Genomic DNA, 14183 nt, shown 5'->3' with positions numbered 1-14183 from the left:
ACACCCGAATGGCTGACTTCGTCGGCGCGGTCGACCAGGGCACCACCAGCACCCGATTCATGATCTTTGATCACGGCGGCAACGAGGTCGGCCGCCACCAGCTCGAGCACCAGCAGATCCTGCCGCAGGCCGGCTGGGTGGAGCACAACCCCCTCGAGATCTGGGAGCGGACCCAGACGGTCATCCAGACCGCGATGAACGAGCGCGGCCTGACCGCCTCCGACCTGGCCGCGCTCGGCATCACCAACCAGCGCGAGACCACGGTCGTGTGGAACCGCCGCACCGGGCGGCCCTACTACAACGCCATCGTCTGGCAGGACACCCGTACCGACCGGATCGCCTCGGCCCTGGAACGCGACGGCAAGGGCGACATCATCCGGCGCAAGGCCGGCCTTCCGCCGGCGACGTACTTCTCCGGCGGAAAGATCCAGTGGATCCTCGAGAACGTCGACGGGGTCCGGGAGGCCGCCGAACGCGGCGAGGCACTCTTCGGCAACACCGACACGTGGTTGCTGTGGAACCTCACCGGCGGCACGGAGGGCGGGGTGCACGTCACCGACCCCACCAACGCCAGCCGCACGATGCTGATGAACCTGGAGACGCTGGACTGGGACGACGAGCTGCTGTCGTTCTTCGACATCCCCAGGGCCATGCTGCCGCAGATCCGGCCGTCGTCCGACCCGCGCTCGTACGGCAGCACCGTGAACGGCCCGTTCAACGGCCCGGTCCCGCTCACCGGCGACCTGGGCGACCAGCAGGCCGCCACGGTCGGGCAGGTCTGCTTCGCCCCGGGCGAGGCGAAGAACACCTACGGCACGGGAAATTTCATGCTCCTCAACACCGGCACGGAGATCGTACGGTCGGAGGCGGGGCTGCTCACCACGGTGTGCTACCAGTTCGGTGACGACGCCCCGGTGTACGCGCTCGAAGGTTCGATCGCGGTCACCGGCTCGGCCGTGCAGTGGCTGCGCGACCAGCTCAAGATCATCAGTAACGCCGGGCAGAGCGAGATCCTGGCCCGCCAGGTGGCGGACAACGGCGGCGTGTACTTCGTGCCGGCGTTCTCCGGCCTGTTCGCCCCGTACTGGCGCTCCGACGCCCGCGGCGCGATCGTCGGCCTCTCCCGGTTCAACACCGACGCCCACATCGCCCGGGCCACCCTCGAGTCCATCTGTTACCAGAGCCGGGACGTCGCCGAGGCCATGGAGCAGGACTCCGGGGTGCACCTCGAGGTCCTCAAGGTCGACGGCGGCGTCACCGTCAACGACCTGTGCATGCAGCTGCAGGCGGACATCCTCGGCGTGCCGGTGAGCCGGCCGGTGGTCGCCGAGACCACCGCGCTCGGCGCCGCGTACGCCGCCGGCCTCGCCGTCGGCTTCTGGAAGAACACCGACGAGCTGCGCGAGAACTGGAACGAGAGCCACCGCTGGCAGCCCACCTGGTCGCCGGAGCAGCGCGAGACCGGCTACACCCGGTGGAAGAAGGCGGTCCAGCGCACCCTCGACTGGGTCGACGTCGACTGACCGCCGGCCCCACCCCTCAAGGATCCGGGCGGCCGGCGCCCGTCGCCGGCCGCCCCCACCCCTCCCAGGAGAGAGAAGACGGATGCACTCCGCGACACTGTCACCGGCCGCCCGTGAGCGGTCCCTGGCCGCCCTCAGCAGCGGTCAGGAACTGGACGTCCTGGTGATCGGCGGCGGCGTCACCGGCGCCGGCTGCGCTCTCGACGCCGTCACCCGCGGCCTGTCGGTCGGGCTCATCGAGGCCCGCGACTGGGCCAGCGGCACGTCGAGCCGGTCCAGCAAGCTCATCCACGGTGGCCTGCGCTACCTCGAGATGCTGGACTTCGGGCTGGTCCGCGAGGCCCTGCGCGAGCGGGGTCTGCTCCTGCAGCGGCTCGCGCCGCACCTGGTCCGCCCGGTGCCGTTCCTCTACCCGCTGCGCCACCGGGGCTGGGAACGCCTGTATGCCGGCGCCGGCGTGCTGCTCTACGACGCGATGAGCCTCTCCGGCACCCATGCGCGCGGCGTGCCGACCCACCGGCACCTGAGCCGCCGCGGGGCGCTGCGCGCCTGCCCGTCGCTGCGGCCGGAGGCGCTGGTCGGCGCCCTGCAGTACCACGACGCGCAGGTCGACGACGCCCGGCTGGTGACCTGCCTCGTCCGCACCGCCGCCGGGCACGGGGCGCACCCGCTGTCGCGGGCTCGCGTCGTGGGTCTGCTGCGCGAGGGCGCCCGGGTCACCGGCGCGCGGGTGCACGACCTGGAAACCGACCAGGTGTTCGAGGTGCGCGCCCGGCAGGTCATCAACGCCACCGGGGTGTGGACCGACGACACCCAGGCCCTCGTCGGCGAGCGGGGGCAGTTCCAGGTGCGCGCCTCCAAGGGCATCCACCTGGTGGTCCCACGCGACCGGATCCGGTCCAGCACCGGCCTGATCCTGCGTACCGAGTCCAGCGTCCTGTTCGTGATCCCGTGGGGCCGGCACTGGCTGATCGGCACCACCGACACCGACTGGGACCTGGACAAGGCGCATCCGGCGGCGACCAGCCGGGACATCGACTACCTGTTGGAGCACGTCAACGCGGTGCTGGCCACCCCGCTGACCCGCGATGACGTCGAGGGCGTGTACGCCGGCCTGCGCCCGCTGTTGTCCGGGGAGTCCGAGGCGACCGCCAAGCTGTCGCGGGAGCACACCGTGGTCAGCCCGGTGCCCGGGCTCGTGGTGGTGGCCGGCGGCAAGTACACGACGTACCGGGTGATGGCGCGCGACGCGGTCGACGAGGCGGTGCGCGGCTTCGGCGCTGCGGTACCCGCCTCCTGCACCGACCGGATGCCGCTGCTCGGCGCCGAGGGTTACGTCGCCCGGTGGAACCAGCGTCGCCGGCTGGCGCAGCAGTTCGGCATGCACACCGAGCGCGTGGAGCACCTGCTGCGGCGCTACGGCGCCGCCGTCGACGAGGTTCTGGCGCTGCTGCGGGAGGATCCCACGCTCGGTGAGCCGCTCGACGGCGCGGAGGACTACCTGCGGGTGGAGGTCGTCTACGCGGCGTCCGCCGAGGGGGCGCTGCACCTGGAGGACGTGCTCACCCGGCGCACCCACATCTCGATCGAGACCTTCGACCGTGGCCTGCTGGCCGCCCGGCCTGCGGCGACACTGATGGCGCCGGTCCTTGGCTGGGACGACGAGCGGGTCGACCGGGAGGTGGCGCACTACGTCGCGCGCGTCCGGGCCGAGCGGGCCGCGCACGAGCAGCCCGACGACGCGGGGGCCGACGCCGTCCGGCTGGGCACGCCCGACGTGGTGCCGGTGGCGGCCATGGCAGCCTGAGCGGGCTCCGGCGGGTCAGCGGGTCTTGCGTGGTGACCTCTTCGGCGGCCCCGAAGAGGTCACCAAGCACTTGAGCCTCTCCCGCCACGGTGACCGGCAGGACGCATGCCATCTGAGAGCCACACCAAATCGCGGTGGGCAGCCGATGAGGGAGCCATCCCGCCGGTCACCTCGACCAAGCCTGACACGGTCCGCGTCTGCTGGCGCAGGCAAGCCGGTCAGGTGTTAGCCATCGATGCCAGGGCGAACAAGGGCGGCACCGGATCGGCTGCCTGGATCGCGGCAACGACCTGTGTCAGTTGCTGGTAGTCGCCGCCGGCCGCCCTGATGAGGGTGTCCGCATCGGCGTGGTTGCCGAGGTAACACTCGGCGATGGCCCGCAGGAGAAACGCGACGCTGCACAGGTCCGGCGGATCAACACCCGGCCGAATGTCGAGAAGCAGCGACCGCGCATGCTCCGGCCGCTGGTTGAGCAGATGAGCCAGGCTCATGGCGACACGCGCGGACAACATGTGCGGCTGCACGTGGAAGGCGAGCTGAGCCAGTTCCGAGATCTCCAACACCTCTCGGTGTTCGACCGGCGATCCGTTCACCACTGCGGCGTACAGGTACCACAAGCCGAACTGGACGGTGAGTACCTGCCCGATTGCGGCGGCGGCCATGGGATCGGTGCTGTCGGCGCGAGCCAGCGCCGCGAGCCGCTCCGCGTCGGCGATGAAGTCCGCCGCCGACTGCGCGTGTCCCGTGCTCCAGCGCCGTTGGAAGGCAGCGAGCGCGAGTCGCGGGTCGTTGCCGTCGCGAACCGGATCTCCGAGACGATCGTCGTCAACCTCCCCTCGGGCAATCGTCCGGAACGTCCTGCTTACCTCCTCCTGGTAGTAGCCCGCCCGTAGCGCGGCGCGGGTGGCTGTTGGCGTCAGGAGCCAGCGAAGCAGGTTGCGGCCGTCACTGCGGGGCGATATCCCGGGAATGAGATTGACCACCCCGAGCAGCGCCGCACAAAGCGCTGCGCCGAGCAGTGCGACGCGTGTCAACGGCGTGCTCGTCAACGCTGTTGCGGTACCGAGCACCGTCGCAGTGCACAGGTTCGCCATCGGGCCACCGAGGTAGAACAGCACCATCCGCAGCGGCAACGCCGTCGCCGACGGCGCCGGCCGGACCGATACTTCGTTCCGCCACCCGGTAAAGGGTGCGATACGGACCGCGATGACCGGCAGACGCAGCAGCTTCGCCACGACGAGGTGCCCGCACTCGTGCAGGACGACGTGCACCCACAACGACACGCAGGTGAAGCCAACGGCGACGATCGCACCCGTCACGGACTCGGTGACGAACAGCGCGAACGCCACCGCCTCCAACATCAGGAGGATGGACGCGGCGACCAGCCGTCGGCGGGGGGAGATCACCGGGAGATGGTACGGCCGGACAGGTAGCGGCCCAGGTCCTTACCGTACGCACGTCGCACACCGCGACGCCGATCCACGTTCGCGATGCCCGCCCGGCTTCGCCATCCTCTTCTGCCGCTGACAGAGCGCCCGGGATCTCGCGCGCGGCGCGGGGCGGCGAGAGTTTGCGGTCAGAGTTGACGGTAACGGACCCGGCGGGTCTGGCGGCGGTCCGCCGGGTCGACGTCGAGCAGGGTGGCCAGCTCGTGCGCCAGTACCGCCCCCAGCCGGTCGAGGAACGCCGCGGGCTCGTCGGCGGCGTCGGGTCGCTCGGCCACGATCCGGTCCACAATGCCCCTTGCCCGCAGGTCCTGCGCGCGGATGCCCTGCGCGGCGGCGACCTGTGGCGCCCGCTCGACGGTGCGATGGAGGATCGCCGACGCGCCCTCCGGCGGCAGCGGCGAGAGCCAGCCGTGCGCCGCGGCGATGACACGGTCGGCCGGCAGCAGGGCCAAGGCGGCGCCGCCGCTGCCCTGACCCAACAACACGCAGAGGGTCGGCACCGGCAGGGTGACGAGATCGGCAAGGCACTGGGCGATCTCTCCGGCCAGGCCACCCTCCTCGGCCTGTGGCGACAGGGCGGCGCCCGGCGTGTCGACAACGGTGACGACGGGCAGCCCCAACTCTGCGGCGAGCTTGAACCCCCGCCGGACGGCCCGCAGGCCGGCGGGGTCAGGCGGGCTGTCGCGCCGATCGTGTCCGACGACCATGGCGGGGGCTTCCCCGAAGCGGGCCAGCGCCACCATCACACCGGCTCCGGTTTCGCCGCTCTGCGTGCCGTGCAACGGCACGACATCCCGGCCGGCGTGTCTCAGCAGTCGACGGATTCCGGGACGGTCTGCCCGGCGGGATCGCCGGACGGCGTCCCAGGCGGTGCTTTCGCCGGGCGGGTCCTCCACCGGGCTCGGCGGACGGGGGAGACGGCGCGGCGCGCTAAGAGTGGCCAGCGCTCGGTCGGCCAGCGGCGCCACCTGCTCCGGCGCAACGACCGCGTCGATCAGACCGTGTTTGTGGAGGTTCTCGGCAACCTGCACGCCGGCCGGGAACGGCGAGCCGGTCAGCGCCTCGTGCACCTTCGGCCCGAGGAAGCCGATCAGCGCGCCCGGCTCGGCGACTGTCAGGTGCCCGAGGGACCCCCACGACGCGTACACGCCGCCGGTTGTCGGATGTCGTAGATAGACGAGGTATGGCAACCCCGCGGCCTTGTGCGCGGTGATCGCCTGGCTGATCTTCACCATCTGCAGGAACGCGATCGATCCTTCCTGCATCCGGGTGCCGCCGCTCGCGGGCGCGGCAAGCAACGGAATCCCCTCGGCGGTCGCCCGCTCGACGGCCCGGGTGAGCCGCTCGGCCGCCGCGACGCCAATCGAGCCGCCGAGAAATGCGAACTCGCCGGCGATGACGGCGACCCGCCGCCCGCCGAGCCGGCCCGCGCCGGTGATGACCGCCTCGTCGACGCCGGTAGTCCGGCGCGCGGCGGCCAGGGCAGCCGCATAATCGGCGTCGAGCGGGGTCGGATCCGCAACCGCCTCATCCCACGACACCCACGTGCCGGGGTCGATGACCAGTTCGATCAGGTCCCGTGCCGATCTCCTCACACCCGGTCGACCTCCGCGTACGGGCGGCCGCCGGAGAGCCGCGCACAGCCCGGACCGCGGTCGAAGAATGACTCCTCACCGGTGCGCCGGCTCCACAGCGTCGGGCACAGTGCTTCCGAGGCGGCCTCGTCAACCTCGTCGCCAGCCATGATCACACCATAGTCGTCGCGGGCTCCGGCAATGGAGAGAGAGGAAGACCTCGGAAGATTGGTTCTCGTCAAGGGGGTCCCGCGTAGGGGAGTGCCTTCCACGGTCGACCCGTGTCGTCAGTCGACCAGCTCGGCGATCTGGCGCAGCTGCCGTGGGCCGCCCGAAACCAGCAGCGTGGTGATCACGCTCTCGCGCCACCGCTGCAGCTCGTCCTTGATCTTTGCGGTCGGCCCGATCAGCGCGATGTCCTCGACCAGTGCGGTCGGCACGGCGGCGATCGCCTCCTGCTTGTTGCCCGCAAGGTACGCCTCGGTGATGACGTCGCACTCCCGCTCATAGCCGAGACGGGCGATGACGTCCCGGTGGAAGTTGGCCGACTTGGCACCCATGCCGCCGACGTACAGCGCGACGAACGGCCGGATCCGATCGGCCGCCCGCTCCACGTCGTCGTCGACGACGATCGGCACTGTCGCGGCGATCTCGAACTCGTCCGGACCGCGGCGGGCGCCCGGGCGGGCGAAGCCCTCGGCCAGCGCGTTGCGGTAGAAGCCGTCCGCCTTGGGGGAGAAGAACAACGGCAGCCAGCCGTCGGCGATCTCGGCGGCGAGCGCCACGTTCTTCGGCCCTTCGGCGGCAAGGAAGATGGGGATGTCGGTGCGCAGCGGGTGGACGGTGGACTTCAGTGGCTTGCCGAGGCCGGTGCCGACGCGCTGCGGCAGCTGGTAGAAGTCACCGTCGTACTGGACCGGGCCGGTGCGGGCGAGGACGGTGCGGATGATCTCGATGTACTCCCGGGTGCGGGCCAGCGGCCGCGGGTACGGCTGGCCGTACCATCCCTCCACGACCTGCGGGCCGGAGGCGCCGAGCCCGAGGATGAACCGACCGCCGGACAGGTGGTCGAGGGTGAGCGCCGCCATCGCGGCGGCGGTCGGCGTACGGGCCGAGATCTGCATGATGTTGGTACCCAGCCGCACCCGGGAGGTGCTGGCGCCCCACCAGGCGAGCGGGGTCAGGCAGTCCGACCCGTACGCCTCGGCGGCCCAGACCGAGTCGAAGCCGAGGCGGTCGGCTTCCGCGATGGCCTCCGTGACGCCGGCGGGTGGGCCGGAGGACCAGTAGCCGGTGGTGTACCCGAGTTTCATCGCGCGACCTTCCATGTCACGGGGCGATGCCGTCGGCGGCGAGACCGGCGACGACCGCCTCGCTCAACGTGGTGACGGCGGACAGGGGGCGGACCATGACCGTGAACTCCTCGATCAGACCGTCGTCGCCGAGCTGGAGCAGGTCGAGGCCGTGGATCTGCTTGCCGCGCACGGTCGCGCGGAAGATGAGGATGTGCGACTCGACCGGCCGGCCCGCCGTGCCGATCTCGGCCTCGCCGGCCAGCTGCCCGACGTACCGAAAGTCCTCGAAGGTGCGCAGGAGGACGCCGAGGAGCCCATGAACGGCCTGCGCCCCCTCGAACGGCGTGAACTTCACCGGGCTGAAGAAGCGGACGTCCGGGCTGAACAGCCCGTCGAACGCGTCCAGGTCGCGGTCCTCGACGGCGGCACGGAACCGCTCGACGGTCGTCACGGCGGCCTCCCCTATAGTCAACGATAGGAATAGTCATATCACTGACTATGCGACGAGGGAAGTGGGAGGTTGCGCCGATGGCGTTGCGCCACGCGGTGCTGGCGGCACTGCTCGACGGCGAGTACAGCGGGTATCAGCTGGCCAAGGTCTTCGACGTGTCGCTGGCGAACTTCTGGTACGCGGTGCCCCAGCAGCTCTACGGCGAACTGGCCAAGCTGGAGCGCGAGGGGCTGATCGTCGGCCGAAAGGTCATCCAGCACGACCGGCCCAACAAGCGACTGTTCACGGTCACCGACGCCGGCCTCGCGGAGCTGGCCGCGTTCACCGCGACGCCGTCGAAGCCGACGTCCATCCGGGAGGACCTGCTCGTCATGGTCCAGGCCGTCGACCGGCTGGACCCGGCCCCGGTCATCGCCCAGCTCGAGGAGCGGGCGGTCGCGGCCGCGGCGAAGGTGGAGATCTTCGACCGGATGCTCCGGCGGTTGCGTGGCGAGCTGGACGAGGAGACGTTCCTGCGCGAAGGCGACCGGATCGGGCCGTACCTGACGTGTCTGCGCGGCCGCCGGTTCGAGCAGGAGAACCGCGAGTGGTGCGAGCAGGCCGCGGCGCTGCTGCGCGCCCGGGCGCCGCTGCCGGCCTGACCCCGCTATCAGTGCCATCAGCGCAGGGTGGGGCGCTACGAACCAAGGTGATCATGGCGGCGCTACGCACCTACCTCGCGAAGAGTGGCTGTCAGCCGCGCGGGATGGCGCCATGAAGGCGCAGCCCGTGTTGGGGTGTGAGCGCGGACCTTCCTACTTGTCGTGCTGTCGGCGCACCATCTCGGTGATCCAGGTGGGCGCGAACGGAGATGTGCAGCCCGGGGAGGTCGGGTAGTCCTTGAGCACCGCCAGGCGCTCACCGATGTCGATTGCGCGGGTGCGGTACTCGGCGTGCTCGATCCCGATCTGAGCCAGGCAGTGGTTCATCGCCCACTGCAGGCGATCCGGGGCGTCTTTCATCTCCGCCTCGATGACGTCGAGCAGTCCTGCGAGGTCCAGGCCCTCGGGCTTCTTCGCCACGCGTTCGGTGGTCAGCGCCCAGCCGGCACTCGCGACCACCGGATCCGGATCGGCGGACCAGGCCAGGCGCAGCTCTTCGGAGTGCGGGTTCTTCTTCACCACGTAGTTCACGAGCCAGTCGTGCACCTTGGGTGCGCGCGCCTCGCGCAACATGACGTCCAACTCGTCACGCTCGAACGCCTTCGGGCGGCAGATCAGGATCGCCAGCAGTCTCGCCGCGGTGTCACCCGTCTTCCAGAGCTGGCACGCGAGTTCCTGTTGCGTCTTCAGCCGCTTGGCGAGCGCGCGCAGCTTGCTGAGGTTCACACCGTGATCGTCGCCGTGTCTCTCGTTCACCTGGCGTGCCTTCGGGTCCTCGAGCTCGGCCAGCTCGGCCATCACCTCGGTCAGCGTCGTCTCGGCCACCTCAGCCTCCTGTCCATCACGTGCGGGATGCAGCCTACGACGGGAGGGCGGCCTCCAGTCGTACACGCCGGTTCGGCGACAACCACCGACCCGAAATCACTCGTCCTCACAAATCTGCAGCGGTTCTCGGGCGCCACCTGGGAGCGAGCGTTCCTCAACACAGCACGAAGTGGAGAAGCCGAATGCGTGCCCAGGGCGCTGACCGGCGCCCCTGCCCTTGGGGAGTCGGCACGCTCACCTCGCGCACCGGTACGCGCGTGCCTAAGCCGCGCGTACCGGTGCCGAGTTGTCGCCGACGTCGCCCACGCGTCGGTCAGCGAGTCTTCCTCTGCGTCCCGATGGTCGGCTGGGCGGCGTCGCCGATGACGGACTGTGCGGTGGTGGTGTCGGTCCACCCCAGCCGGTGCACGGCACGGATCTGCAGGGTGTGCGCGCCGGGCGTGACCGTGACCGTGGCCGACCGGGCGGTGCCCGCCGTGGTGAGCACCACCTTCCCGTCCACCAGCACCTCGAAGCTGTTGATGAGGTGACTCGCCGTGCCCACCGACCAGGAGGCGGTGAACGTGCCCCGGGTGTGGTAGGTGGTGCCGGACTTGCGGCCGGTGAGGCCGGCGAGTGCCAGCCCGGAAACCTTGGCCGCCCTGGTCCGGATTCCGCTCAGCTGGGCGTAGAGCGAGTCGCCCGGGCACTCCGTCGCCACCGCGTCGCGGTGACCGGAGATGCGGTTCATCACCACGGATTGGCCTTGGTCGTACTTGCCGTCGACTGCGGACACCAGGGACACCTTGCCGTACGGGTCGTGTCCGTACTGGCCGAGCTTGTACGCCGCGACGTGCGCGACGGCGTCCTGGACGACGGTGGGCGCGCCGGAGGTGATGTACGTCCCGAGCACGGCGATCGCGGCGGTGTTCGTGTTGAAGCCGTAGGTGTGCGCCCCGGTCACCGGCTTGTCGATGCCGCCCTTGCGGCCCTCGAAGATCACGCCGCACTTGTCGACGAGGAAGTTGTAGCCGATGTCGTTCCAGCCGTTGCTCTTGACGTGGTAGACCTCGATGCCGCGGACGATGGCGGCCGAGTCCGTGCAGCTGTAGGTGCTGGTGCCGGCGGTGTGGTGTACGAAGAACGCATTGACCGTGGTCCCGTACGTCGGTGGGCTCAGCACGATCGACTCGTCGGCCTTCCACCCCGCGCGGGTGACCACCTTCGGCGCGGGGATCGGGTTCGGGGGCGTGCTGGGGCTGGGCGACACGGTGGGTGAGCTGGTGGTGGGCGCCGGGGCGGAGGTGGTGGTCGGCGCGGGTGCGGTGGTGTCGGCCGGCGCCGGGGCGGTGGTCTCGACCGGCGCCGTCGTGGTGGCGGTGTCGGTGGGCGCGGGCGCGGTTGTCGTGGTGTCGGTCGGCGCCGGCTCGGTCGTCGTGGTGTCGGTCGGTGCCGGGTCGGTGGAGGTGGGTTCCAGTGCCTGTACCTCGGCGACCGGCTGGAGGCGCTCGGGGCGGACGTGCACGGCACCGGCCCCGGCGGCCTTGCGGCGCTTCGGCTGGCCCGGGTCGACAAGCTCCAGGCGCAGTCCGGCAGGCAGCCGGTGGCTGCCGTTGCCGCCAGCGGTCTTGGCGCGCACCTCGACCGCGTCGGAGGGACCGACCCACAGCGGGTCCGTGCCGCCGCGCGCCTTTCCGGAGGTCGCCTCGGCACCCGGCTCCGGTCCGAAGTGGTTGTCCAGATCCAGCGGCAGCCAGCCCGACCAGCCGCCGCCGACCGCCCGAGTCCGGACGGAGATACTGCCCTCGAAATCGATCTTCGGGTTCGCCCAGGTCACCCCGACCATGGCGAAGCGGTCGGTCTCGCGCTGCGCGATGGCCACCTCCCGGTCGTCAGCGGTCGGGAAGTCCACGGTGTGCAGCGCCGTGGTGACCGGCCCCTCCGCGGCTGCCCACTCGGCCCCGTCCTCGCCGAGGCCGACCACGACCAGGCCGACCGTTCCGGCCACAGCGGTGGCCACCAGGCCGGCCCCGACGCCGGCCGTCCGGCGGCTCCAGCGGATCCCCGTCAATCTCACAGCTGAGTCCCTCCGTAATGATCTACCGGAGGGCTCAGCGCCGGTAATGTCCGGAGCGTTACTCGCTCAGGTTGATGCGGCGGATCGAGATGTGCCTCCATCGAGCTGCTTTCGCGAGACGTCCCTCAAGTACGGCGCACCACGCAGACACCGCCACTATTGACCCTGGGTGGGAAGATGCGCCGATGCCGCTGACCTTCCCGTCGCACCCGGGCGTGGTACTCCCGCTCAAGCTCTGGCGACCCCGCTGGTTCGACGGTGTCGCGCTGACGACCGGGGCGGTCGCACCCGACATCAAATACGCGTTCCTCGGGGTCGGACCGGAGTGGCAGAGCCACACTCTCACCGCGCTGGTGTGGTGGTGTCTGCCGGTGGCGCTGCTCGGCGCGTGGCTCGTCCGCGCCACCGTCGGGACCCTCGCCGCCCACCTACCCCACCTCGGCCCGCTCGCGCTGCGCGACTACGGGGTGCTCGCCACAGTGCGCCACCCCTGGCAGATCACCGCCGGATCGGCGCTGCTCGGCGCGGCCAGTCACATCGCCTGGGACTACCTAACCCACACCGTGGCGTGGCTGCGCACCGTATTCGGCATCGACTGGGACCAGGTCAGCGACGTCGCCTGGTGGACCGTGTCCGACATTCCCAGCAGTTTCGTCGGCGCGCTGGTCACGCTCGGCGTCGCCGTCGTGGTCGGCCGCCGCCGGCTCGTTCGCGCTTGGCACGGCAACCCACCGCCGGTCCCCACCCGCCCGAGGTTGTTCTGGTCCGTCGCGGGCGCCGCCGCAATCATCGGGTACGCCCTGACCCCACTTATGCCAGCCAAGGAGCTGCCATGGGCGACTACCGTACGGCTGCTGTGTGTCACGGCCGGGGCGCTGCTCGTCGCCGCCGTGGCAGTGCAAGCAACGAGCGCTAGGACCGCCCCCGCTGACACACGCACGGTGGTGCGTGGGAGCCGTTCGGAAGTGCCACCCTCGTCGCTGTAGCAGGCTCTGTCAGCGCTGGGAGACCGGCGGATCTGGCGGTGCAACCGCACACCATCTCCTCGCCGTCAGGCTTCCTTGGATTCGCTTCACCGAACGGACTGTCCGGCGGTGTATCCGGCGGATCCGGAGCCGATGATGATCAAGCGGTGCGGGTCGGACACGAGGGGCTCCTGCTCAGTGTGCAGCCGCCCGCCGACGGTGGTCGGCGGGCGGCGAGGGGGACGGGGTCAGGCGGTGCGGCGCAGTTCGGTGAGCAGCTGCTCCACTCGGCTGCGGATCTCGTCGCGGATGGGGCGCACGGCCTCGACGCCCTTGCCGGCCGGGTCCTCGAGCTTCCAGTCCTCGTACCGCTTGCCGGGGAAGATCGGGCAGGCGTCACCGCAGCCCATGGTCACGATGACGTCCGAGGATTCGGCCGTGGCGTACTCGAGGAGCTTGGGGGTCTGATCGGTGATGTCGATGCCGACCTCCCGCATGGCCTGCACGGCGGCGGGGTTGACCGTCTCGGCGGGGGCGGAGCCGGCGGAGCGAACCTCGACGGCCTCGCCGGCGAGGTGGCGCAGCCAGCCGGCGGCCATCTGGGAGCGGCCGGCGTTGTGCACGCACACGAAAAGGACGCTGGGCTTGTCGGACATCAGGAGCCTTCCTTGCAGTACGGGTCGCAGGGCCGGTTCACCGGCGCCTCCGAGTGGGCTGTGGGCGGGACCGGTCAGAGTCGCTGTTGCGGTCGAGCAGCCGGTAACGGCCGGCCGGACGCGGCGAATTGACCAGGGCGCGATACGAGTCGTCCGCGCCACCGTGCGCCGGGTTGGTGCTCATGAGCGGTGGTCGAGCGCCCGGTCGCGCTCGTCGGTAGGCACGACCACCTGGTCTGCGGCCTGCCCGGCGTCGGGGTAGAGCGCGGCCAGGAGACCGGTGCCCACGGCGAGGCCGACGATCTGGGCGATGATGAAGCCGGGCACGGACGCGGGGGCGATGCCGGCGAAGGTGTCGGTGAACGCCCGCCCGATCGTGACCGCCGGGTTGGCGAACGAGGTCGACGAGGTGAACCAGTAGGCGGCGCCGATGTAGGCGCCGACCGCGGCGGGGGCGACGGGGGCGCGCCCGGAGCGGGCCAGAGCGAAGATCAGCAGGATCAGGCCGGTGGTGGCGACGACCTCGCCGAGCCAGAGGTGCCCGGCGGTGCGGTCCTTGGCGGAGAAGTCGACGGCGGCCAGGTCGAACATCAGGTTCGCCAGGATCGACCCGCCGATCGCTCCAGCGGCCTGGGCGGCGACGTAGCCGCCGAGGTCCCGGCCGGTCAGTCCGCTGCCGGCGCGGCGGCCGAGAAACCAGTCGGCGGCGGAGACGACCGGGTTGAAGTGGGCCCCGGAAACCGGTCCGAAGATCAGGATCAGCGCGCCGAGGGCGAACGCGGTGGCGATCGAGTTCTCCAGCAGTTGGAGGCCGACGTCGCCGGGGGAGAGCGCGGTGGCCATGATGCCGGAGCCGACCACGGCGGTGACCAGCAGGGCGGTGCCGGTGAACTCTGCCAGCAGGCGCCGCCAAAGTGCGATGGTCATCAGTCTCTACTCTCC

At 70.8% G+C, this 14183-nt stretch carries 13 protein-coding genes; 4 read left to right on the top strand and 9 right to left on the bottom strand.

All coding sequences use genetic code 11. The features are described from left to right. Nucleotides 1-8 precede the first annotated feature (8 nt). Nucleotides 9-1523 (top strand): glycerol kinase GlpK, encoded by a 1515-nt coding sequence (gene glpK / locus ACTMS9_RS14340; RefSeq protein WP_441146499.1) that lies wholly within the window; start codon nt 9-11, stop codon nt 1521-1523. An 82-nt stretch (nt 1524-1605) separates the two neighbouring features. Further along, nucleotides 1606-3330 (top strand): FAD-dependent oxidoreductase, encoded by a 1725-nt coding sequence (locus ACTMS9_RS14335; protein WP_441165162.1) that lies wholly within the window; start codon nt 1606-1608, stop codon nt 3328-3330. A 218-nt stretch (nt 3331-3548) separates the two neighbouring features. On the opposite strand, the gene ACTMS9_RS14330 is transcribed toward ACTMS9_RS14335, so the two are convergent. From ACTMS9_RS14330 to ACTMS9_RS14310, 5 genes are all read right to left on the bottom strand, one after another. Continuing rightward, nucleotides 3549-4736 (bottom strand): hypothetical protein, encoded by a 1188-nt coding sequence (locus ACTMS9_RS14330; RefSeq protein WP_441165161.1) that lies wholly within the window; start codon nt 4734-4736, stop codon nt 3549-3551. A gap of 170 nt (nt 4737-4906) precedes the next feature. Further along, nucleotides 4907-6373, bottom strand: a complete 1467-nt coding sequence (locus ACTMS9_RS14325) for a carboxyl transferase domain-containing protein (protein ID WP_441146493.1) — start codon at nt 6371-6373, stop codon at nt 4907-4909. Beyond that, nucleotides 6370-6522 carry a hypothetical protein gene (locus tag ACTMS9_RS14320; protein ID WP_441146491.1) on the bottom strand — a complete coding sequence of 51 codons (153 nt, stop codon included), beginning with the start codon at nt 6520-6522 and terminating at the stop codon, nt 6370-6372. The genes ACTMS9_RS14325 and ACTMS9_RS14320 overlap by 4 nt, the downstream gene beginning before the upstream one ends. A 117-nt stretch (nt 6523-6639) precedes the next feature. Beyond that, nucleotides 6640-7665 carry an LLM class F420-dependent oxidoreductase gene (locus ACTMS9_RS14315; RefSeq protein ID WP_441146489.1) on the bottom strand — a complete coding sequence of 342 codons (1026 nt, stop codon included), beginning with the start codon at nt 7663-7665 and terminating at the stop codon, nt 6640-6642. A 16-nt stretch (nt 7666-7681) separates the two neighbouring features. Then, nucleotides 7682-8098 carry a nuclear transport factor 2 family protein gene (locus ACTMS9_RS14310; RefSeq protein ID WP_441165160.1) on the bottom strand — a complete coding sequence of 139 codons (417 nt, stop codon included), beginning with the start codon at nt 8096-8098 and terminating at the stop codon, nt 7682-7684. 77 nt (nt 8099-8175) lie between these two features. Between ACTMS9_RS14310 and ACTMS9_RS14305 the strand changes: the two genes are divergently transcribed. Further along, the gene (locus tag ACTMS9_RS14305; protein ID WP_441146485.1) at nt 8176-8739 is read left to right on the top strand and encodes a PadR family transcriptional regulator; all 564 of its coding nucleotides are present in this window, start codon (nt 8176-8178) and stop codon (nt 8737-8739) included. Between the two features lie 153 nt (nt 8740-8892). Here ACTMS9_RS14305 and ACTMS9_RS14300 read toward each other — a convergent pair whose 3' ends face one another. Both ACTMS9_RS14300 and ACTMS9_RS14295 read right to left on the bottom strand, forming a co-directional pair. Next, nucleotides 8893-9564: a DNA alkylation repair protein gene (locus ACTMS9_RS14300; RefSeq protein ID WP_441165159.1), complete on the bottom strand. Its 672-nt coding sequence runs from the start codon at nt 9562-9564 to the stop codon at nt 8893-8895. A gap of 313 nt (nt 9565-9877) precedes the next feature. Further along, nucleotides 9878-11620, bottom strand: coding sequence for a peptidoglycan recognition protein family protein (locus ACTMS9_RS14295; RefSeq protein ID WP_441165158.1), 1743 nt, complete (start codon nt 11618-11620; stop codon nt 9878-9880). Nucleotides 11621-11805: 185 nt separating this feature from the next. On the opposite strand from ACTMS9_RS14295, the gene ACTMS9_RS14290 reads away from it, so the two are divergent. Continuing rightward, nucleotides 11806-12606: a DUF4184 family protein gene (locus tag ACTMS9_RS14290; protein WP_441146480.1), complete on the top strand. Its 801-nt coding sequence runs from the start codon at nt 11806-11808 to the stop codon at nt 12604-12606. Between the two features lie 227 nt (nt 12607-12833). On the opposite strand, the gene ACTMS9_RS14285 is transcribed toward ACTMS9_RS14290, so the two are convergent. Together ACTMS9_RS14285 and ACTMS9_RS14280 are read right to left on the bottom strand one after the other, a co-directional pair. Further along, entirely contained in the window at nt 12834-13241 is a 408-nt protein-coding gene (locus ACTMS9_RS14285; protein WP_441146478.1) for an arsenate reductase ArsC, read from the bottom strand. 180 nt (nt 13242-13421) lie between these two features. Then, on the bottom strand, nt 13422-14168 hold the full coding sequence (locus tag ACTMS9_RS14280; protein ID WP_441165157.1) for an aquaporin: 747 nt from the start codon (nt 14166-14168) through the stop codon (nt 13422-13424). Between the last annotated feature and the right edge of the window lie 15 nt (nt 14169-14183).

Source organism: Micromonospora sp. L31 (assembly GCF_052068075.1).
In the GTDB taxonomy this organism is placed as follows: domain Bacteria; phylum Actinomycetota; class Actinomycetes; order Mycobacteriales; family Micromonosporaceae; genus Micromonospora; species Micromonospora purpureochromogenes.
The sequence above is the reverse complement of the archived record's forward strand: the minus strand, read 5'-3'. Positions and strand labels throughout refer to the sequence as shown.